At 61.2% G+C, this 19,894-nt stretch carries 13 protein-coding genes, 4 tRNA genes and 2 rRNA genes; 1 reads left to right on the top strand and 18 read right to left on the bottom strand.

Going from position 1 to position 19,894, the window contains the following annotated elements:
• Nucleotides 1-28: 28 nt before the first annotated feature.
• The 16 genes from rpsG to DPV79_RS22910 form a co-directional block, all read right to left on the bottom strand.
• The gene (gene rpsG / locus DPV79_RS22990; RefSeq protein WP_006477195.1) at nt 29-499 is read right to left on the bottom strand and encodes a 30S ribosomal protein S7; all 471 of its coding nucleotides are present in this window, start codon (nt 497-499) and stop codon (nt 29-31) included.
• Nucleotides 500-671: 172 nt separating this feature from the next.
• Nucleotides 672-1,052 (bottom strand): 30S ribosomal protein S12, encoded by a 381-nt coding sequence (gene rpsL, locus DPV79_RS22985; RefSeq protein ID WP_006400662.1) that lies wholly within the window; start codon nt 1,050-1,052, stop codon nt 672-674.
• A 227-nt stretch (nt 1,053-1,279) separates the two neighbouring features.
• Complete coding sequence (gene recQ, locus DPV79_RS22975) at nt 1,280-3,127, bottom strand: DNA helicase RecQ (protein WP_021161761.1); 1,848 nt, start codon at nt 3,125-3,127, stop codon at nt 1,280-1,282.
• Between the two features lie 317 nt (nt 3,128-3,444).
• Nucleotides 3,445-7,692 carry a DNA-directed RNA polymerase subunit beta' gene (rpoC, locus tag DPV79_RS22970; protein ID WP_021161759.1) on the bottom strand — a complete coding sequence of 1,416 codons (4,248 nt, stop codon included), beginning with the start codon at nt 7,690-7,692 and terminating at the stop codon, nt 3,445-3,447.
• 21 nt (nt 7,693-7,713) lie between these two features.
• Nucleotides 7,714-11,820 (bottom strand): DNA-directed RNA polymerase subunit beta, encoded by a 4,107-nt coding sequence (gene rpoB / locus DPV79_RS22965; RefSeq protein WP_027788581.1) that lies wholly within the window; start codon nt 11,818-11,820, stop codon nt 7,714-7,716.
• 377 nt (nt 11,821-12,197) lie between these two features.
• The gene (gene rplL / locus DPV79_RS22960) at nt 12,198-12,572 is read right to left on the bottom strand and encodes a 50S ribosomal protein L7/L12 (protein WP_021161757.1); all 375 of its coding nucleotides are present in this window, start codon (nt 12,570-12,572) and stop codon (nt 12,198-12,200) included.
• A gap of 63 nt (nt 12,573-12,635) precedes the next feature.
• On the bottom strand, nt 12,636-13,133 hold the full coding sequence (gene rplJ / locus DPV79_RS22955) for a 50S ribosomal protein L10 (RefSeq protein ID WP_021161756.1): 498 nt from the start codon (nt 13,131-13,133) through the stop codon (nt 12,636-12,638).
• Between the two features lie 308 nt (nt 13,134-13,441).
• Nucleotides 13,442-14,140: a 50S ribosomal protein L1 gene (rplA, locus tag DPV79_RS22950; protein ID WP_006482906.1), complete on the bottom strand. Its 699-nt coding sequence runs from the start codon at nt 14,138-14,140 to the stop codon at nt 13,442-13,444.
• Nucleotides 14,141-14,572: a 50S ribosomal protein L11 gene (gene rplK / locus DPV79_RS22945; protein ID WP_006477201.1), complete on the bottom strand. Its 432-nt coding sequence runs from the start codon at nt 14,570-14,572 to the stop codon at nt 14,141-14,143.
• Between the two features lie 141 nt (nt 14,573-14,713).
• On the bottom strand, nt 14,714-15,271 hold the full coding sequence (nusG, locus tag DPV79_RS22940; protein ID WP_006400672.1) for a transcription termination/antitermination protein NusG: 558 nt from the start codon (nt 15,269-15,271) through the stop codon (nt 14,714-14,716).
• A 1-nt stretch (nt 15,272) separates the two neighbouring features.
• Complete coding sequence (gene secE, locus DPV79_RS22935; protein WP_006482892.1) at nt 15,273-15,653, bottom strand: preprotein translocase subunit SecE; 381 nt, start codon at nt 15,651-15,653, stop codon at nt 15,273-15,275.
• Nucleotides 15,654-15,696: 43 nt separating this feature from the next.
• Nucleotides 15,697-15,772 (bottom strand) — tRNA-Trp (locus tag DPV79_RS22930).
• Between the two features lie 59 nt (nt 15,773-15,831).
• The gene (gene tuf / locus DPV79_RS22925; protein WP_006482910.1) at nt 15,832-17,022 is read right to left on the bottom strand and encodes an elongation factor Tu; all 1,191 of its coding nucleotides are present in this window, start codon (nt 17,020-17,022) and stop codon (nt 15,832-15,834) included.
• Nucleotides 17,023-17,091: 69 nt separating this feature from the next.
• Nucleotides 17,092-17,166: transfer RNA gene (locus tag DPV79_RS22920), tRNA-Thr, on the bottom strand.
• Between the two features lie 24 nt (nt 17,167-17,190).
• Nucleotides 17,191-17,264 (bottom strand) — tRNA-Gly (locus tag DPV79_RS22915).
• Between the two features lie 43 nt (nt 17,265-17,307).
• Nucleotides 17,308-17,393: transfer RNA gene (locus DPV79_RS22910), tRNA-Tyr, on the bottom strand.
• Between the two features lie 779 nt (nt 17,394-18,172).
• Here DPV79_RS22910 and DPV79_RS42745 point away from each other — a divergent pair.
• Complete coding sequence (locus tag DPV79_RS42745) at nt 18,173-18,337, top strand: hypothetical protein (protein WP_165843556.1); 165 nt, start codon at nt 18,173-18,175, stop codon at nt 18,335-18,337.
• A gap of 1,203 nt (nt 18,338-19,540) precedes the next feature.
• Here DPV79_RS42745 and rrf read toward each other — a convergent pair.
• Together rrf and DPV79_RS22900 are read right to left on the bottom strand one after the other, a co-directional pair.
• A 5S ribosomal RNA gene (rrf, locus tag DPV79_RS22905) occupies nt 19,541-19,653 on the bottom strand.
• A 155-nt stretch (nt 19,654-19,808) separates the two neighbouring features.
• Nucleotides 19,809-19,894 (bottom strand): 23S ribosomal RNA (locus DPV79_RS22900); the annotation flags it as partial.

Genomic DNA, 19,894 nt, shown 5'->3' with positions numbered 1-19,894 from the left:
TATTTCCGCAAACAGCCCAGCCAGGCGCTTAGAAACGGAAATGCGAGAACGCGCGGTTGGCTTCTGCCATGCGGTGAACTTCATCGCGCTTCTTCATCGCGCCGCCACGGCCTTCGGCCGCTTCGGAGAGTTCACCTGCCAGGCGCAGAGCCATCGACTTCTCGCTGCGCTTCTTCGCAGCCTCACGCAGCCAGCGCATCGCCAATGCCATACGACGCGACGGGCGCACTTCGACCGGAACTTGATAGTTGGCACCACCAACGCGACGGCTCTTCACTTCGACCACCGGCTTGACGTTGTTGAGCGCAACCGTGAACACTTCCAGCGGGTCCTTGCCACCCTTGGTCTGGATCTGTTCGAATGCGCCATAAACGATGCGCTCTGCGACCGACTTCTTGCCGGACAGCATCAGCATGTTCATGAACTTGGCTACATCAACGTTACCGAACTTCGGATCCGGCAACACTTCCCGCTTGGGGACTTCGCGACGACGCGGCATGATTCTTCCTTTACTTGTTCAGTTGGAGCTGGTTCCAGCTCCGCGGCCACCAACAAACCCGATCACATCTTCACGACTAACCAGCTTGGCCGGGTGACCACTTACTCGACAGCACCGGCAATCCGGCACTCCCGCCTTGACCGCCCTGCGGCGATCCCTGATCAAAAACTGCTTACTTGGCAGCCTTTGCACGCTTCGCGCCGTACTTCGAGCGCGCTTGCTTACGGTCCTTGACGCCCTGGGTATCCAGCGAGCCGCGAACCATGTGGTAACGCACACCCGGCAAGTCCTTCACACGGCCGCCGCGGATCAGCACAACCGAGTGTTCCTGCAGGTTGTGGCCTTCACCGCCGATGTACGAAATCACTTCGAAGCCGTTCGTCAGACGAACCTTGGCGACCTTACGGAGTGCCGAGTTCGGCTTCTTCGGCGTCGTCGTGTACACACGGGTGCACACGCCGCGACGCTGGGGGCAGTCCTGCAGGGCCGGGCTCTTGCTCTTCGTCGTTTCCGACTGACGGCCTTTGCGAACCAGTTGGTTGATGGTTGGCATTGTTTATTCCTGAAATTGAACAAAATCTGCACATCGATTTCGGGCAAAGCGAGAATCGGCGCACAGTTGACTTCCGAACCGGCGAAACGGGTGCGAGCTTTCGAACGCAACTCGGCCCACCGAATACCGGAACCCAGCATCATATTCCGGAAATACCAACTAAGTCAACGGCTTGCGTGATTCGTCGGCCGGACGCGTGGTTTACCGGAAGGGTCGGAACGCCTGTGTCAGGCAGACTCGACGACGTCGATGATCTCGTCGCCGAAGCGCTCCAGCTTGCGCACCCCCATGCCGGGGATATGGCGCAGGTCGTCGATCGTCTCCGGCGCGTTGCGTGCGATCTCGGCGAGCGTCGCGTCGTGGAAGATCACGTAGGCCGGCACGCCGTCTGTCTTCGCCGTTTCCGCGCGCCACGCGCGCAGCGCATCCCACCTTGCGCGCTCGCGCGTGCCCATGCCGGCGGTCGGGTCGACGCGCGTGCCGCTGCGGCCCGACGACTGGCGCGTGCGCTGCGGCTTCACATAGCGGCGCAGCGTGACCTTCTCCTCGTTCTTCAACACCGGCTTCGCGGCCTCGGTCAGCACGAGCGCACCGAAGCCGCCGTGATCGACGGCCAGGTAGCCGTACGCGACGAGCTGCCGAAATATCGCGCGCCACTCGGGCTCCGACAGCGACGCGCCGATCCCGAACGTCGTCAGCTGGTCGTGGCCCCGCTGCAACACCTTCTCGGTGCGCCCGCCGCGCAGGATCTCGATCAGGTGGCTCGAGCCGAAATTGAAGCCGCTCGCGCGCTGCGCGCGGAACACGCACGACAGCGCCATCTGCGCCTCACGCGTCGCGTCCCATGAAGCGGGCGGCTCGAGGCACGTATCGCAGTTGCCGCACGGCTTGCTCTCCTCGCCGAAGTAGTTCAGCAGCCGCACGCGGCGGCACGAGATCGTCTCGCACAGCCCGAGCAGCGCGTCGAGCTTCGACGTCTGGACACGTTTGTGCGCGTCGTCCGCATCCGATTCGTCGATCATCTTGCGCTGCTGGACGACGTCGCCGAGCCCATAAGCCATCCACGCATTCGCGGGCATCCCGTCGCGGCCCGCGCGGCCCGTTTCCTGGTAGTAGCCTTCGACGCTCTTCGGCAGATCGAGGTGCGCGACGAAGCGCACATCCGGCTTGTCGATGCCCATGCCGAACGCGATCGTCGCGCACATCACGATGCCTTCCTCGCGCTGGAACATTTCCTGGTGCTTCTGCCGCACCTCGAACTCCATCCCCGCGTGATACGGCAGCGCACGCACGCCTTGCGCCTTCAGCCATTCGGCCGTTTCCTCGACCTTGCGACGCGACAGGCAATAGACGACACCCGCATCCGTCGTGCCGTCGGCATTCGTGTGTTCGGCGCGGATGAAATCGAGCAGCTGCGATCGCGCGTTGTCCTTTTCGACGATCCGGTAGCGGATGTTCGGACGGTCGAAGCTCGACACGAACACGCGCGCGTCGTCGAGCGCGAGACGGTGGATGATCTCGTCGCGCGTGATCGCATCGGCCGTCGCGGTCAATGCGATGCGCGGCACCGACGGAAATCGCTCGTGCAACACCGACAGCTGGATGTATTCCGGGCGGAAATCGTGCCCCCATTGCGACACGCAGTGCGCTTCGTCGATCGCGAACAGGCCGATCTTCGCGCGCTCGAGCAGGTCGAGGAAGCGCCCCGTCATCAGCCGTTCGGGCGCGACATACAGCAGGTCGATTTCGCCTTCACGCAGCGCCCGCTCGGTCGCCGCGGCCTCGGCGCCCGACAGTGTCGAATTCAGGTACGCCGCGCGCACGCCCACTTCGCTCAGTGCGGCGACCTGGTCCTGCATCAGCGCGATCAGCGGCGACACGACAATACCGGCACCCTGTCCGGCCTCGCGACGCAGCAGCGCCGGAATCTGATAGCACAGCGACTTGCCGCCGCCGGTCGGCATCAGCACGAGACAATCGCCGCCGCCGGCGACGTGTTCGACGATTTCGCCCTGCTGGCCGCGAAATGCGGGATAACCAAATACTTCGTCGAGGATTTCGAGGGCGCGGGACATGGAAGAGGACGGGGACGGCTGGACGATGACCGCAATTTTAACAACCCGCTCGCGGGACGCGGGGCGAATCGTGCGGTTTTGGCCATTCGGCCAGGGTTCGTTCGCGTGCATGACGAGCCTGCAGCGACCGCGCCGCAAGTGATTGCGACGGCTTCGGCGGCGCTGGCAGTCAGGCCGCACGTCCGTCGCGAGCAAGCGAGGCCGGCACGGCACAGGCGCGTCATGCACGCGAACGACAGATGAAAAAAAACCGCCCGGCAAAACCGGGCGGTCTCGGTGACAGCGTGGTGAGGCAAGGCGGCTCGCGCCGCCCGCGCTTACTCGGCTGCCGGGTGCTGTTGCGGCTCTTCCGCAGCAGGCGTGCTCGGCGTGCCGAAATCGAACGCCTCTTCCGCTGCGATCTGGTCGAAACGCTCGCGATCCGACGATTCCTTCGCCTTGCGTGCCTTGTGGAACGCGAGACCCGTACCGGCCGGAATCAGGCGGCCGACGATCACGTTTTCCTTCAGGCCGCGCAGATCGTCGCGCTTGCCCATGATCGCCGCTTCGGTCAGCACGCGGGTCGTTTCCTGGAACGATGCCGCGGAGATGAACGAGTCGGTCGACAGCGATGCCTTCGTGATACCGAGCAGCACGTTGTCGTACGAAGCCGGACGCTTGTCCTCGGCGATCATGCGATCGTTCTCGTCCAGCATGTCGGAACGCTCGACCTGTTCGCCCGGGATGAAGCGCGTATCGCCGTTGTCGGTGATCTGCACACGACGCAGCATCTGGCGAACGATCACCTCGATGTGCTTGTCGTTGATCTTCACGCCCTGCAGACGATACACGTCCTGCACTTCGTCGACGATGTAGCGCGACAGCGCCTCGATACCCTGCAGACGCAGGATGTCGTGCGGATCGGCCGGACCGTCCACGATCATTTCGCCCTTGTTGACGACCTGTGCATCGTGAACCAGAACCTGCTTTTCCTTCGCGATCAGGAACTCGTGCTGGTTGCCCTCGAGATCCGTGATGACGAGACGCTGCTTGCCCTTCGTGTCCTTACCGAACGACGTCGTACCGGTGACTTCCGCGAGAATGCCGGCATCCTTCGGCGAACGCGCTTCGAACAGTTCCGCCACCCGCGGCAGACCGCCGGTAATGTCACGCGTCTTCTGCGCTTCCGTCGGGATACGTGCGAGCACTTCACCGACCTGCACCTGCTGGCCATCCTTCACGGTGATCAGTGCGCCGACCTGGAAGCCGATCTGCACCGCGTGCTCCGTGCCCGGAATCTTCACTTCGTCGCCGTTCGCGTCGAGCAGCTTGACCTGCGGACGCACGCTCTTCGAAGCCTGCGAACCACGACGCTTCACGTCGATCACGACCAGCGTCGACAGGCCGGTCACGTCGTCGATCTGCTTCGCGACGGTCACGCCTTCCTCGACGTTCTCGAACTTCACCGTGCCACCGTACTCGGTGATGATCGGACGCGTCAGCGGATCCCACGTGGCGAGCTGCGTGCCTGCCTTGATCGTCGCGCCGTCGAGTTGCAGCAGCGTCGCGCCGTACGGCACTTTGTGACGCTCGCGCTCGCGACCGAAATCGTCGGTGATCATCGCTTCGCCCGAACGGGAAATGACGATCTGCTCGCCCTTCGCGTTCGTGACGTAACGCATCGTCGCCGTGAAGCGGACGATACCGTTGCTCTTCGCTTCGACCGACGAAGCGACTGCCGCACGCGATGCCGCACCACCGATGTGGAACGTACGCATCGTCAGCTGCGTGCCCGGTTCACCGATCGACTGTGCCGCGATCACGCCGACTGCTTCGCCGACGTTCACGAGCGAGCCGCGGCCGAGGTCACGGCCGTAGCACGATGCACACAGACCGTAGCGCGTTTCGCAGGTCAGCGGCGTGCGCACGCGCACTTCGTCGATGCCGAGGCGTTCGATTTCCTCGACCGCCGTTTCGTCGAGCAGCGTGCCCGATTCGTACACCGTCTCCTGCGTTTCCGGGTTCACGACGTCCGCAACCGCAACGCGACCGAGGATACGGTCGCGCAGCGCCTCGACGACTTCACCGCCTTCGACGAGTGCCTTCATCGCCACGCCGTTCGACGTGCCGCAATCGTCTTCCACGACGACCAGATCCTGCGTGACGTCGACGAGACGACGCGTCAGGTAACCCGAGTTCGCGGTCTTCAGTGCCGTATCAGCCAGACCCTTACGTGCACCGTGGGTCGAGATGAAGTACTGCAACACGTTCAGACCTTCGCGGAAGTTCGCGGTAATCGGCGTCTCGATAATCGAGCCGTCCGGCTTCGCCATCAGGCCACGCATACCGGCCAGCTGACGAATCTGAACCGCCGAACCCCGGGCGCCCGAGTCGGCCATCATGTAGATCGAGTTGAACGACTCCTGGCGCGTCTCGTTGCCGTCGCGGTCCGTCACCGGCTCCGTCGACAGCTGCTCCATCATCGCCTTGCCGACCGCTTCCGACGTTGCCGACCAGATGTCGACCACGTTGTTGTAGCGTTCCTGCGCGGTGACGAGACCCGACATGTACTGGCGGTCGTACTCCTTCACCTTCTTCGCGGCGTCGCCGACGATCGTTTCCTTCTGCGGCGGCACGAGCATGTCGTCCACGCAGATCGAAATGCCGGCACGCGTCGCGAGACGGAAACCCGACTGCATCAGCTGGTCGGCAAACACCACCGTCGCACGCAGACCGCACTTGCGGAACGCCGTGTTGATCAGGCGCGAGATTTCCTTCTTCTTCAGCGGCTTGTTCAGCACCGAGAACGGCAGGCCGTGCGGCAGGATCTCCGACAGGATCGCGCGGCCGACGGTCGTCGCATACAGCGAGATCTTCGGCACGAACGGCGGCGCGCCTTCCGACGTGTCTTCGTTGTGGACCATTTCGGTGATCCGCACGTTGACGCGCGAGGCCAGCTCGACTTCCTTGTTCTCGTACGCGCGGATCACTTCCGACACGCCCGTGAACGACAGGCCTTCGCCCTTGCCGTTGACCGCTTCGCGGGTCGCGTAGTACAGACCCAGCACGATATCCTGCGACGGCACGATCGACGGATCGCCGTTGGCCGGGAACAGCACGTTGTTCGACGCCAGCATCAGCGTACGCGCTTCCATCTGCGCTTCGAGCGACAGCGGCACGTGAACGGCCATCTGGTCACCGTCGAAGTCGGCGTTGAACGCCGCGCAGACGAGCGGGTGCAGCTGAATTGCCTTGCCTTCGATCAGCACCGGCTCGAACGCCTGGATACCGAGACGGTGCAGCGTCGGCGCACGGTTCAGCATCACCGGGTGCTCGCGGATCACCTCTTCGAGGATGTCCCACACCACCGGCGTCTGGTTCTCGACTTCCTTCTTCGCAGCCTTGATGGTCGTCGCGACGCCCATCACTTCCAGCTTGTTGAAGATGAACGGCTTGAACAGCTCGAGCGCCATCAGCTTCGGCAGACCGCACTGGTGCAGCTTCAGCGTCGGGCCGACCACGATGACCGAACGGCCCGAGTAGTCGACGCGCTTGCCCAGCAGGTTCTGACGGAAACGGCCGCCCTTGCCCTTGATCATGTCGGCGAGCGACTTCAGCGGACGCTTGTTCGCACCCGTCATCGCCTTGCCGCGACGACCGTTGTCGAGCAGCGAGTCGACGGCTTCCTGCAGCATCCGCTTTTCGTTGCGGACGATGATTTCAGGTGCCTTCAGCTCGAGCAGACGCTTCAACCGGTTGTTACGGTTGATCACACGGCGGTACAGGTCGTTCAGGTCCGACGTCGCGAAACGGCCGCCGTCCAGCGGCACGAGCGGACGCAGTTCCGGCGGCAGCACCGGCAGCACTTCGAGGATCATCCACTCGGGCTTGATGCCCGAGCGCTGGAATGCCTCGAGGACCTTCAGGCGCTTCGCGTACTTCTTGATCTTCGCTTCCGAGCCGGTGTTCTTCAGCTCGGTGCGCAGCGTCTCGACCTGCTCGTCGATGTTGATCGCGCGCAGCAGTTCACGCACGCCTTCCGCGCCCATTTCGGCACGGAATTCGTCGCCGTATTCCTCGACCTTGTTGTAGTAATCCTCTTCGGTCATGATCTGCCGCGCCTTCAGCGGCGTCATGCCCGGTTCGATCACCACGTATGCTTCGAAGTACAGCACGCGTTCGATGTCGCGCAGCGTCATGTCGAGCACCATGCCCAGACGCGACGGCAGCGACTTCAGGAACCAGATGTGCGCGACCGGCGAGGCCAGTTCGATGTGGCCCATCCGTTCGCGACGCACCTTCGCCAGCGTCACTTCGACGCCGCACTTCTCACAGATCACGCCGCGGTGCTTCAGGCGCTTGTACTTGCCGCACAGGCACTCGTAGTCCTTGATCGGCCCGAAGATCTTCGCGCAGAAGAGACCATCGCGTTCCGGCTTGAACGTACGGTAGTTGATGGTCTCCGGCTTCTTCACTTCGCCGAACGACCACGAACGGATCTTGTCAGGCGAAGCCAGACCGATCTTGATCGCGTCGAAAACTTCTTCCTGTTGGACTTGCTTGAATAGATCGAGCAGAGCTTTCATTGCTTTCTCTCCGTAGTCCGATTAATTGCGGTCGAGATCGATGTCGATACCGAGCGAGCGGATTTCCTTCACGAGCACGTTGAAGGATTCCGGCATGCCTGCATCGATCACGTGGTCGCCCTTGACGAGGTTTTCGTACACCTTCGTCCGGCCGGTCACGTCATCCGACTTCACCGTCAGCATTTCCTGCAGCACGTAGGACGCGCCGTACGCTTCGAGTGCCCACACTTCCATTTCACCGAAACGCTGGCCACCGAACTGCGCCTTACCACCCAGCGGCTGCTGCGTGACGAGCGAGTACGGGCCGGTCGAACGCGCGTGCATCTTGTCGTCGACCAAGTGGTGCAGCTTCAGGTAGTGCATGTAGCCCAGCGTCACGCGACGCTCGAACATTTCACCCGTGCGGCCGTCGTACAGACGGACCTGGTTCTTCGACGGGTTCATGCCGAGCTGTTCGGCGATGTCGTCCGGGAACGCGAGGTCGAGCATCTTGCCCATTTCTTCCTCGGTCGCACCGTCGAACACCGGCGTCGCGAACGGCACGCCTTCGCGCAGGTTCTTCGCGAGTTCGAGGATCTCGTCGTCGGTGAAGCTTTCCAGGTCTTCCTGGCGGCCCGACTCGTTGTAGATCTTCGTCAGGAACACGCGCAGTTCCTCGATCTTCGCCTGACGCTGCAGCATTTCGCCGATACGCCAGCCGAGGCCCTTCGCAGCCCAGCCGAGGTGCACTTCCAGAACCTGACCCACGTTCATCCGCGACGGAACGCCCAGCGGGTTCAGCACGACGTCTGCCGGACGGCCGTCGGCCATGTACGGCATGTCTTCGATCGGGACGATCTTCGACACGACACCCTTGTTACCGTGACGGCCTGCCATCTTGTCGCCAGGCTGCAGACGGCGCTTCACCGCGAGGTACACCTTGACCATCTTCAGCACGCCCGGCGGCAGTTCGTCGCCTTGCGTGAGCTTCTTGCGCTTCTCTTCGAACGCGAGGTCGAACTGGTGACGCTTCTCTTCGATCGAGTTCTTGATCGCTTCGAGCGATGCCGCTGCTTCGTCGTCCGCGAGGCGGATGTCGAACCAGTGGTAGTGGTCGAGGTCTTCCAGGTAAGCCTGGTCGATCTTCGTGCCCTTCGCGAGCTTCTTCGGACCGCCGTTCGCGACCTTGCCCACGAGCATGCGCGCGAGACGCTGGAACGCGTCGCCTTCCACGATGCGCAGCTGGTCGTTCAGGTCGAGACGGTAGCGCTTCAGTTCGTCGTCGATGATCTGTTGCGCACGCTTGTCGCGCTGGATGCCTTCACGCGTGAACACCTGGACGTCGATCACGGTACCGCTCATGCCCGACGGCACGCGCAGCGACGTGTCCTTCACGTCCGAAGCCTTCTCGCCGAAGATCGCGCGCAGCAGCTTCTCTTCCGGCGTCAGCTGGGTCTCGCCCTTCGGCGTGACCTTGCCGACCAGCACGTCGCCTGCTTCGACTTCAGCACCGATGTACACGATGCCCGATTCGTCGAGACGGCCGAGCTGGACTTCCGCCAGGTTCGAGATGTCGCGCGTGATTTCTTCCGGCCCGAGCTTCGTGTCGCGTGCAACGACGTTCAGCTCTTCGATGTGGATCGACGTGTAGCGATCGTCCGCAACCACCTTCTCCGAGATCAGGATCGAGTCTTCGAAGTTGTAGCCGTTCCACGGCATGAACGCGATCAGCATGTTCTGGCCGAGCGCGAGCTCGCCCAGGTCCGTCGAGGCGCCGTCGGCCAGCACGTCGCCGCGCGAGACCTTGTCGCCCATCTTCACGATCGGACGCTGGTTGATGTTCGTGTTCTGGTTCGAACGCGTGTACTTGATCAGGTTGTAGATGTCGACACCGACTTCACCCGCGACCGCTTCGTCGTCGTTCACGCGAATCACGATACGGCCTGCGTCGACGTAGTCGACCACACCGCCGCGGAACGCCTGAACCGTCGTACCCGAGTCGACCGCGCAGGTGCGCTCGATGCCCGTCCCGACGACCGGCTTTTCCGGACGCAGACACGGCACGGCCTGACGCTGCATGTTCGAACCCATCAGTGCACGGTTCGCATCGTCGTGCTCGAGGAACGGAATCAGCGAGGCTGCAACCGACACGATCTGCGACGGCGCGACGTCCATGTACTGGATACGGTCCGGCGTGACCATCATCGTTTCGCCGGCTTCACGCGACGACACGAGTTCGTCGATCAGCGTGCCGTTCTCGTCGATCGCGGCGTTCGCCTGAGCGATCATGTAACGGCCTTCCTCGATCGCCGACAGGTAGTCGATCTGGTCGGTCACCTTGCTGTCCACAACCTTGCGGTACGGCGTCTCGAGGAAGCCGTACTCGTTCAGGTGCGCGTACAGTGCGAGCGAGTTGATCAGGCCGATGTTCGGACCTTCCGGCGTTTCGATCGGGCACACGCGGCCATAGTGGGTCGGGTGCACGTCACGAACTTCGAAGCCTGCGCGTTCGCGCGTCAGACCGCCCGGGCCCAGTGCGGAAACACGGCGCTTGTGCGTGATTTCCGACAGCGGGTTGGTCTGGTCCATGAACTGCGACAGCTGCGACGAACCGAAGAACTCGCGGATCGCCGACGAAATCGGCTTCGAGTTGATCAGGTCGTGCGGCATCAGGTTTTCGCTTTCGGCCTGGCCGAGGCGTTCCTTGACCGCGCGCTCGACACGCACGAGACCGGCGCGGAACTGGTTTTCCGCCAGTTCGCCGACGCAACGCACGCGACGGTTGCCGAGGTGGTCGATGTCGTCCACTTCGCCCTTGCCGTTGCGCAGCTCGACGAGGATCTTGATCGTCGCGAGGATGTCGTCGTCCTGCAGCGTCATCGGGCCGGTGATCTCGTCACGGCTGACGCGGCGGTTGAACTTCATGCGGCCGACCTTCGACAGGTCGTACGCTTCTTCGCTGTAGAACAGACGGTTGAACAGCGCCTCGACCGCTTCTTCGGTCGGCGGCTCGCCCGGACGCATCATGCGGTAGATCGCGATGCGCGCGGCCGTCTTGTCGGTCGTTTCGTCGACACGCAGCGTCGACGAGATGTACGGGCCCTGGTCCAGGTCGTTCGTGTAGAGCGTCTGGATGTCCTTGATGCCCGCTTCGCGCAGCTTCTCGAGCACGCTTTCCGTGACTTCGTCGTTCGCGCTCGCGATCACTTCGCCGGTGTCGCCGTCGACGACGTTCTTCGCCAGCACGCGGCCGAGCAGATAGTCTTCCGGCACCGAGATGAACTTGGTCTTCGCGGCTTCGAGATCGCGAATGTGCTTCGCGTTGATCCGCTTGTCCTTCTGGACGATGACCTTGCCATCACGATCCGTGATGTCGAAACGCGCGACTTCACCACGCAGGCGCTCGGGCACGAACTCGAGTTGTGCGCCTTCGTCCATCAGCGTGAAGTTGTCGAACACGAAGAAGTTCGCGAGGATCTGTTCCGGCGTCAGGCCGATGGCCTTCAGCAGGATCGTGACCGGCATCTTGCGGCGACGGTCGACGCGGAAGTACAGGATGTCCTTCGGATCGAATTCGAAGTCGAGCCACGAGCCGCGGTACGGAATGATCCGTGCCGAGAACAGCAGCTTGCCCGAGCTGTGCGTCTTGCCCTTGTCGTGTTCGAAGAACACGCCCGGCGAACGGTGCAGCTGCGAGACGATGACACGCTCGGTGCCGTTGATGACGAACGAGCCCGTCGGCGTCATGAGCGGAATTTCGCCCATGTACACTTCCTGCTCTTTCACTTCCTTGACGACCGGCTTGTTCGGCGATTCCTTGTCGAGGATGACAAGGCGGACCTTCGCGCGCAGCGCGGAGCAGTACGTCAGGCCGCGCTGCTGGCATTCCTTGATGTTGAATGCCGGCGCGGACAACGCGTAGCTCACGAACTCGAGGCGCGCAAAGCCGTTGTGCGAAACAATGGGAAATACCGATGTGAACGCGGCCTGCAAACCTTCAGGCTTGCGTTGCGTGGCCGGCACATCGGCTTGCAGAAACGTGCTGAATGATTCAAGCTGGGTAGCCAGCAAGAAAGGAACTTGGTGAACGATGGGGCGCTTCGCGAAACTCTTGCGAATGCGCTTCTTCTCGGTGAAGGAATATTGCATACGATCTCCGAATCACGGCGGGTGCTATCGAGGCGGAATACCTGGACGTTTCAAACCCGAGTGTTCACCGACTGAGACCCGATGGCCGTCCGACGGCTTGAACGAGCCGAGAAGCTTGGTGGTTGGCCGCTACCAACCGCTGGCTGACGGCAGCGGATGCCTGTGTTGCCCGCTACCCGACCAAACTTGCCTTCTGCAGTCGCTTCAGAAGACAAAGAGAACCGCCATTCGTGACCAATCACAACGATCAGGCGGTTTTCTTTGGCTTCTGGGGCCGATTATTCGGGCTCCCGAATGAGTGCCAGAATAACGTCCCCACAAAGCACAAAAAGGCCGGCGGTGAAAATACCGCCAGCCTTCGCACAGCGCGCCGAAACTTACTTGACTTCGACCTTCGCGCCTGCTTCTTCCAGCTTCTTCTTGGCTTCTTCAGCAGCAGCCTTGTCGACGCCTTCCTTGACAGCCTTCGGTGCGCCGTCAACGACGTCCTTCGCTTCCTTCAGGCCCAGGCCCGTCAGTTCGCGAACTGCCTTGATGACTGCAACCTTGTTGCTGCCTGCTTCAGCCAGAACGACCGTGAATTCGGTCTTCTCTTCTGCAGCAGCAGCAGCGCCGCCGCCTGCCGGGCCAGCGACTGCCACTGCAGCTGCCGACACGCCAAACTTCTCTTCGAACGCCTTGACCAGTTCGTTCAGTTCCAGAACGGTCATCCCTTCGACTGCTGCCAGGATGTCTTCTTTTGCGATTGCCATTTGAAATACTCCTAAATTGAATTCGGATACAGCCAGCGATCAATGACGCTGATGCACGTTCGATTACGCAGCTTCCGCTTGCTTCTTCTCTGCCAGCGCGGCCAGGGCACGCGCGAAGCCCGAAACAGGCGATTGCATAACGAACAGCAGCTTCGAGAGCAGTTCTTCGCGGCTCGGGATGCTTGCCAGCGCTTGCACGCCAGCCTTGTCCATCACCTTGCCATCGAACGAACCAGCCTTGATGACCAACTTGTCATTGCTCTTGCTGAAGTCGTTGACGACCTTAGCAGCAGCAATTGCATCTTCCGAGATGCCGTAGATCAACGGGCCAGTCATCTGCTCTGCCAGCGGAGCAAACGGCGTACCTTCAACGGCGCGGCGCGCCAGCGTGTTCTTCAACACGCGCAGGTAAACCTGTTGCTCGCGCGCTTTCGCGCGCAGCTTGGTCAGATCGCCAACCGCAATTCCACGATACTCAGCCAGCACAACGGTCTGGGCCTTCGCGACTTGCGCGGAAACCTCAGCGACGACGGCTTGCTTGTCTTCTCTATTAAGCGGCACGGTTAGCCTCCAGAAACGATACGTTCGGCGTGGCCGGCATGGCCGAAACCTCACGTACCTCGTTCAACAACGGCGTCCGACCTCGTTAGGAGTATTTCCACCTCATGCCGCGAATCGCTTCACGGCCTGCGGCTTCACCACTGCAAAACTTTTTCGGGTTCGCCATCTGCGTTGGCTTGAATTAAGGGATCACCTGACTGCTGCGCCCCACCAACGGTCTTTGATAACCGGTTGCCCGCCCTGCTGCGCGAACAACCGCCCAAAGCCCATGTAGGCCGCTTCGCGAACGAAGCGGCCCGAAATCTTGCTTACTGTGCTGCCAGCGTAGCCTGGTCGACACGCACGCCGACGCCCATCGTGCTCGACAGTGCGATCTTGCGCAGGTAGACGCCCTTGCTCGTTGCCGGCTTTGCCTTCTGCAGCGCTTCGATCAGCGCCGACAGGTTCGAACGCAGTGCGGTCGGCTCGAACGATGCACGGCCGATGGTCGCGTGGATGATACCGGCCTTGTCGACACGGAATTGCACCTGACCAGCCTTCGCGTTCTTGACGGCGGTTGCGACGTCCGGCGTGACCGTACCGACCTTCGGGTTCGGCATCAGGCCGCGCGGGCCGAGGATCTGACCCAGCGTACCGACGATACGCATCGTGTCCGGCGAAGCGATCACGATGTCGAAGTCCATCTGGCCAGCCTTGATCTGCTCGGCCAGGTCTTCCATACCGACGATTTCCGCGCCTGCTGCACGCGCTTGCTCAGCCTTCTCGCCTTGCGCGAACACGGCAACGCGAACCGACTTGCCCGTACCTGCCGGCAGAACGACCGAACCACGAACGACCTGGTCCGACTTCTTCGCATCGATGCCGAGCTGGACTGCGACGTCGATCGACTCATCGAACTTCGCGCTCGCGCATTCCTTCACGAGGCTCAGTGCGTCTTCGATCGCGTACAGCTTCTGACGATCGACCTTGGCGGCAAATGCCTGACGGCGCTTGGAGATCTTAGCCATTTACACGCCCTCCACAGTGATGCCCATCGAGCGTGCGCTACCAGCGATGGTGCGAACGGCTGCGTCCAGATCAGCTGCCGTAAGGTCCGGCATCTTGGTCTTCGCGATTTCTTCGGCTTGAGCGCGCGTGATCGAACCGACCTTGTCGGTGTGCGGCTTGCTCGAGCCCTTGTCCACCTTCGCCGCCTTCTTGATCAGGACGGTCGCCGGCGGCGTCTTCATCACGAACGTGAAGCTCTTGTCAGCGAATGCCGTGATGACCACCGGCACCGGCAGACCCGGCTCCATGCCTTGAGTCTGCGCGTTGAACGCCTTGCAGAACTCCATGATGTTCAGGCCGCGCTGGCCCAGTGCCGGACCGACCGGCGGCGACGGGTTGGCTTTACCTGCAGGGATCTGCAGCTTGATAAAGCCGATAATCTTCTTTGCCATTTGTGAACCTCATTGGAACGCCGGAAGGGCGTTCGGTGAGTGATAACGCGCTTTCGCCTCTGGCTACTGACGCTCCTCAACGGCCATGACGCGGGCCGTAAGCGCGAAGGTGGGCAGCCGAGGCTGCCCACCGAATCGGGATCAAACTTTTTCGACCTGGCCGAACTCGAGTTCGACCGGGGTGGATCGGCCAAAGATGGTGACCGACACACGCACGCGCGATTTTTCGTAGTTGACTTCTTCGACGGTGCCGTTGAAGTCCGTGAACGGGCCTTCCTTCACACGCACCATCTCGCCGACCTCGAACAGGGTCTTCGGGCGCGGCTTCTCGACGCCTTCCTGCATCTGCGACATGATCTTCTCGACTTCCTTCGGGGAAATCGGGGTCGGGCGGTTACGTGCACCGCCGACGAAACCGGTAACCTTCGCGGTGTTCTTCACGAGGTGCCACGTTTCGTCCGTCATTTCCATCTCCACCAGCACGTAGCCGGGGAAGAATCGACGCTCGGTCACTGCCTTGTGGCCGCCTTTGACTTCGACCACTTCTTCGGTCGGAACCAGGATCTGACCGAATTTGTCCTGCATGCCAGCACGTTCGATGCGCTCCTGAAGCGCACGTTGCACGCTCTTCTCCATACCGGAGTAGGCGTGCACGACGTACCAACGCTTTCCGCTCGGGGATGCCGGAGTATCGCTCATATCATTTCCAACCCAGAATCGCCGAGAAAATCACCCATTCGATCGATTTGTCACTCAACCAGAGGAAAATCGCCATCACGAGCACGAAACCGAACACGACGAGTGTGGTTTGCGTTGCTTCTTTGCGGGTGGGCCAAACGACCTTCCGGACTTCCTTGTACGAATCCTTGGCAAAGGCGATGAGGCTCTTGCCAGGGGCGGACATCAGCCCGACGGCCACGCCGGCGATGATCCCTACCGCCAACGCGGCACCGCGGACATACCACTGCTGATTGGCCAGCCAGAAGAAGCCCACGAATCCGGCCAAGACCAGCAATACGCCCAGGGCCAGCATCAGCTTATCGCCGGAGGTATTTACAGTTTCGACGGATGGATTCGCCATAACACCTTAAAACAAATGCCACGTAGGACACGTGGCTATTTTTTGGCAGGGGCAGAGGGAATCGAACCCCCAACCTTCGGTTTTGGAGACCGACGCTCTGCCAGTTGAGCTATACCCCTAAACCATACTGGGGCTGGCTGTTGCCAGCCCCAAAACTGTCGATCAACGAATAACTGGCTTACTCGATGATCTTGGCGACGACGCCAGCGCCGACCGTACGGCCGCCTTCACGGATTGCGAAGCGCAGACCTTCTTCCATCGCGATCGGAGCAATCAGCTTCACCGTGATCGACACGTTGTCGCCCGGCATCACCATTTCCTTGTCCTTCGGCAGCTCGATCGAGCCCGTCACGTCCGTCGTACGGAAGTAGAACTGCGGACGGTAGTTGTTGAAGAACGGCGTGTGACGGCCGCCTTCGTCCTTGCTCAGCACGTACACTTCAGCCGTGAAGTGCGTGTGCGGCGTGATCGAACCCGGCTTCGCCAGAACCTGGCCACGCTCCACGTCTTCACGCTTCGTACCGCGCAGCAGGATACCGACGTTGTCGCCTGCCTGACCTTGGTCCAGCAGCTTGCGGAACATTTCAACGCCCGTGCAGGTCGTCTTCACCGTCGGCTTGATACCGACGATTTCGATTTCCTCGCCGACCTTCACGATGCCGCGCTCGACACGACCCGTCACCACCGTACCACGGCCCGAGATCGAGAACACGTCTTCCACCGGCATCAGGAACGCGCCGTCAACTGCACGCTCCGGCGTCGGGATGTACGTGTCCAGCGCATCTGCCAGGCTCATGATCGCCACTTCGCCCAGCTCGCCCGTGTCGCCTTCCAGCGCCAGCTTGGCCGAACCCTTCACGATCGGCGTGTCGTCGCCCGGGAAGTCGTACTTCGACAGGAGTTCGCGAACTTCCATCTCGACCAGCTCGAGCAGTTCAGCGTCGTCCACCATGTCGCACTTGTTCAGGAACACGATGATGTACGGAACGCCAACCTGACGCGCCAGCAGGATGTGCTCACGCGTTTGCGGCATCGGGCCGTCTGCTGCCGAGCAAACCAGGATCGCGCCGTCCATCTGCGCTGCGCCCGTGATCATGTTCTTCACATAGTCAGCGTGGCCCGGGCAGTCGACGTGTGCGTAGTGGCGGTTAGCCGTTTCGTACTCGACGTGTGCCGTGTTGATCGTGATGCCGCGTGCCTTTTCTTCCGGTGCCGCGTCGATCTGGTCGTACGCCTTCGCTTCGCCGCCGAACTTCTTCGTCAGAACCGTCGTGATCGCTGCCGTCAGCGTCGTCTTGCCGTGGTCAACGTGACCAATCGTACCAACGTTCACGTGCGGCTTGGTCCGCTCAAACTTTTCCTTGGCCATTTTCAACTCCCAAAAGGAATTTCACAGGTTGCGCCGCGCGCAAACAACAAGACACTGACTTTTTACTGCTGGTGCCCATGGGCAGGATCGAACTGCCGACCTCTCCCTTACCAAGGGAGTGCTCTACCACTGAGCCACATGGGCGCTTTACGCTTCAACTTCGCGGTCTGGAGCGGGTGAAGGGAATCGAACCCTCGTCGTAAGCTTGGAAGGCTTCTGCTCTACCATTGAGCTACACCCGCACGGGCCACAAACGATTCCTTACCGCTCACTGCGCTGATATCTTGGTGGAGGAGGTTGGATTCGAACCAACGTAGGCGTAAGCCAACAGATTTACAGTCTGCCCCCTTTAGCCACTCGGGCACCCCTCCGTAGAGAACTGACGATTATGGGGGTACATCGCACCCCTGTCAAGCACATCCGGAAGATTATTTTCATCCCCTTCCTGATACCTGCCTGACCACCGATCTCCCGCCCTTGCCCGGCTAAGGCAAGCATGGGTGCTACTGATCAGTGTCACATCTTCGTCAGACTCCGCTTTCAGCGTCGATCTGCATCTGCGCTGAAAACGAAAGACCGCCATCATACGATCTCTTGAGCACTCTGCCAAGCGGGTAGATGCAAAATTTCCGCAAATTTCGTGCCGGGCGGCTGCCATGATCTGTTTTTAGATGCCTCCCGGGAGTCCATTGCTGGTTTCTAGGGTTGTCTGGCCCGACCCGCCAGCGATTGACGTGACACGACTTTCGAACGCTTTCCAGCAATCGCATCATGAGTTTGAGCAACGCTGCCAACGAGAAATCGCGATGGCGGCGCTGGGCTTTGCCGGCTTCAGAGACAGGGGAACCGTACTATCCCGAGCCACCTGCCCGCCCTGGTTCGGATCCTCATGCGTCTGCGTGATCTTTTTCCGTCCTTCATGGTTTTGACCGCACACGCCGCCCGGCCGACAGACGCCAGTGCCGCCCAAGCACGATCGCCTGGACCCGTCAGGAGGCGCTGGCTGATAGCCACGCCCCGGGACGCCCGGTAGCAGCCGCGCCGTCGCATATGAAAGATTGAAGCTCACGCGCAATGCCAAGGGCGCCGGTTCGGTACACGCCGGGGCGACCAAGGCACCCTCGTGGAGTCAGGATGCGGTCGCCTATGCATGCTGATCAACGATGCCGCCATGTACTTCATTGCCGCCGGCGCCGGTGATGACGCGTCGACAGACGAATCCTGCTGCCCAACCTTCATCGACAGCGACGACATACGGCCGTGCCGGGAGCTGCCGCGCAGGTTTGCCGCGGCAATCTCGGCGCACGTTCTTTAGCGCGTGGGCGACTGCACTTCGCCCCCGCGCAAGCCGACCAACATCAGCGTCTGGCCGACCTATCGAGGCGATTCCGCCGCATATACAAGACATCCCCCATGCCCGTACGACGCCCGCCTCGAGCAGCTGAACGCAGATACTTGTGCAAGATTCGACGCCTGCGCGTTTTCCGCACGGCATCGATCCGAAGACGCGAGAAAGCAGGCCTGCAACTTCCGCTCGACCGCTGCGAGCTGCCCGACTTTGCGCGCGCGGACCGGGGATCAAGGCCTGAATACGACGCGCCGGTTCGCGCCAGGCAATGGCTCCGCACTCTGCGATCTGGATACCCCAGGCAGGGCGCGATCTACTGGCGTCGATGCGGGGGCACGCCCTTCGCGTCGATAGGCGAAAGTCGGGACTGCTTTCGCGGCACCGGCTATTCGCTCATCGAAGAAGTCTGCGTGTTTCAAGACGGCCGGCCTGCGCCCATCAAAAGAAACGGCGCGAATTTTTGATGCCATCTGGTTGAGGAACTCGCGTACGTCCGGTTCGCGCTATGTATCAACGACTTCCATGTGGCACGCCGAAAGCGCCCCATCTTCTTTGCAAGGATCGATTTGAGAGAAGATGCGACGAGTTGAGAAACAAACAAGCCTAGATCGCTACAAGATGCCGTCCTGGACAAAACCTGACTTCGTGCGCTCGATTGGCAGTAGTCGCCTGGAGCTTTCGGCATATAAGGACGCCGAACGGCGGATTTTCGCCACTCGCTGCCCAGGTCACACTGATGGCTCATGGCGCAACGGGAACCGCCAGGCGTGCCCCTCGGATACGGCAACGGTGGTTTTGGGCGGAGAAGTGCTCAATACGCAGAGAAACTGCGCACAATAACGGGTATTCGTGCAACTGGCCATGCCACTCCTGGCCATGACGAGACGTGGTCAGAAATGCGGTGGAGTCGCGACTCGATCCGATCGTCGTCTTCGTGAACAGCAAGTGGATGGATGTTTGGATGGCGGGTCTTGGTCGGCGCCAGCGAGCGGTGCAAGGCCAACCCGATCGGTCTGATCTGCGTCAGTCTCGCAAAGGCAATCCTGGAGAATCGGCACCCCGGCCCCAGCTCGAGCAGCAGCCATGCCACCGATCCCGATCACTCACGCATTTCCGCCGCGCCAATGCAAAAACCCCCGCCTGGTCGGGCGGGGGTTTCTGGCTTAGGGAGCCTGACGATTACCTACTTTCACACGGGAATCCGCACTATCATCGGCGTAGAGTCGTTTCACGGTCCTGTTCGGGATGGGAAGGGGTGGGACCGACTCGCTATGGTCATCAGGCAAAGAGGGTTGTTGCGCTGGCTTCGCAGCACAACCAATCTTGGAAGAAGCAGTAATTTAGGTTGTGTGTATCACACACGAGAATCCAACTTGTCGCTCTGGATCTTGCGGCCGGTGCTTTCACACGGCGCCGATCTACAAGGCAGACTTGTTATAGGATCAAGCCTTACGGGCAATTAGTATCAGTTAGCTGAACGCATTACTGCGCTTACACACCTGACCTATCAACGTCCTGGTCTCG

It is taken from the genome of Burkholderia reimsis (assembly GCF_003294055.1).
Classification (GTDB): domain Bacteria; phylum Pseudomonadota; class Gammaproteobacteria; order Burkholderiales; family Burkholderiaceae; genus Burkholderia; species Burkholderia cepacia.
Note: the sequence above shows the minus strand (reverse complement) of the source record. Positions and strands in the feature narration are given on the sequence as shown.

Coding starts and splice junctions, on each gene's coding strand:
- rpsG (WP_006477195.1), bottom strand. CDS start 499: ATGCCGCGTCGTCGCGAAGTCCCCAAGCGGGAAGTGTTGCCGGATCCG.
- rpsL (WP_006400662.1), bottom strand. CDS start 1,052: ATGCCAACCATCAACCAACTGGTTCGCAAAGGCCGTCAGTCGGAAACG.
- recQ (WP_021161761.1), bottom strand. CDS start 3,127: ATGTCCCGCGCCCTCGAAATCCTCGACGAAGTATTTGGTTATCCCGCA.
- rpoC (WP_021161759.1), bottom strand. CDS start 7,692: ATGAAAGCTCTGCTCGATCTATTCAAGCAAGTCCAACAGGAAGAAGTT.
- rpoB (WP_027788581.1), bottom strand. CDS start 11,820: ATGCAATATTCCTTCACCGAGAAGAAGCGCATTCGCAAGAGTTTCGCG.
- rplL (WP_021161757.1), bottom strand. CDS start 12,572: ATGGCAATCGCAAAAGAAGACATCCTGGCAGCAGTCGAAGGGATGACC.
- rplA (WP_006482906.1), bottom strand. CDS start 14,140: ATGGCTAAGATCTCCAAGCGCCGTCAGGCATTTGCCGCCAAGGTCGAT.
- rplK (WP_006477201.1), bottom strand. CDS start 14,572: ATGGCAAAGAAGATTATCGGCTTTATCAAGCTGCAGATCCCTGCAGGT.
- nusG (WP_006400672.1), bottom strand. CDS start 15,271: ATGAGCGATACTCCGGCATCCCCGAGCGGAAAGCGTTGGTACGTCGTG.
- secE (WP_006482892.1), bottom strand. CDS start 15,653: ATGGCGAATCCATCCGTCGAAACTGTAAATACCTCCGGCGATAAGCTG.
- tuf (WP_006482910.1), bottom strand. CDS start 17,022: ATGGCCAAGGAAAAGTTTGAGCGGACCAAGCCGCACGTGAACGTTGGT.
- DPV79_RS42745 (WP_165843556.1), top strand. CDS start 18,173: ATGCTGATCAACGATGCCGCCATGTACTTCATTGCCGCCGGCGCCGGT.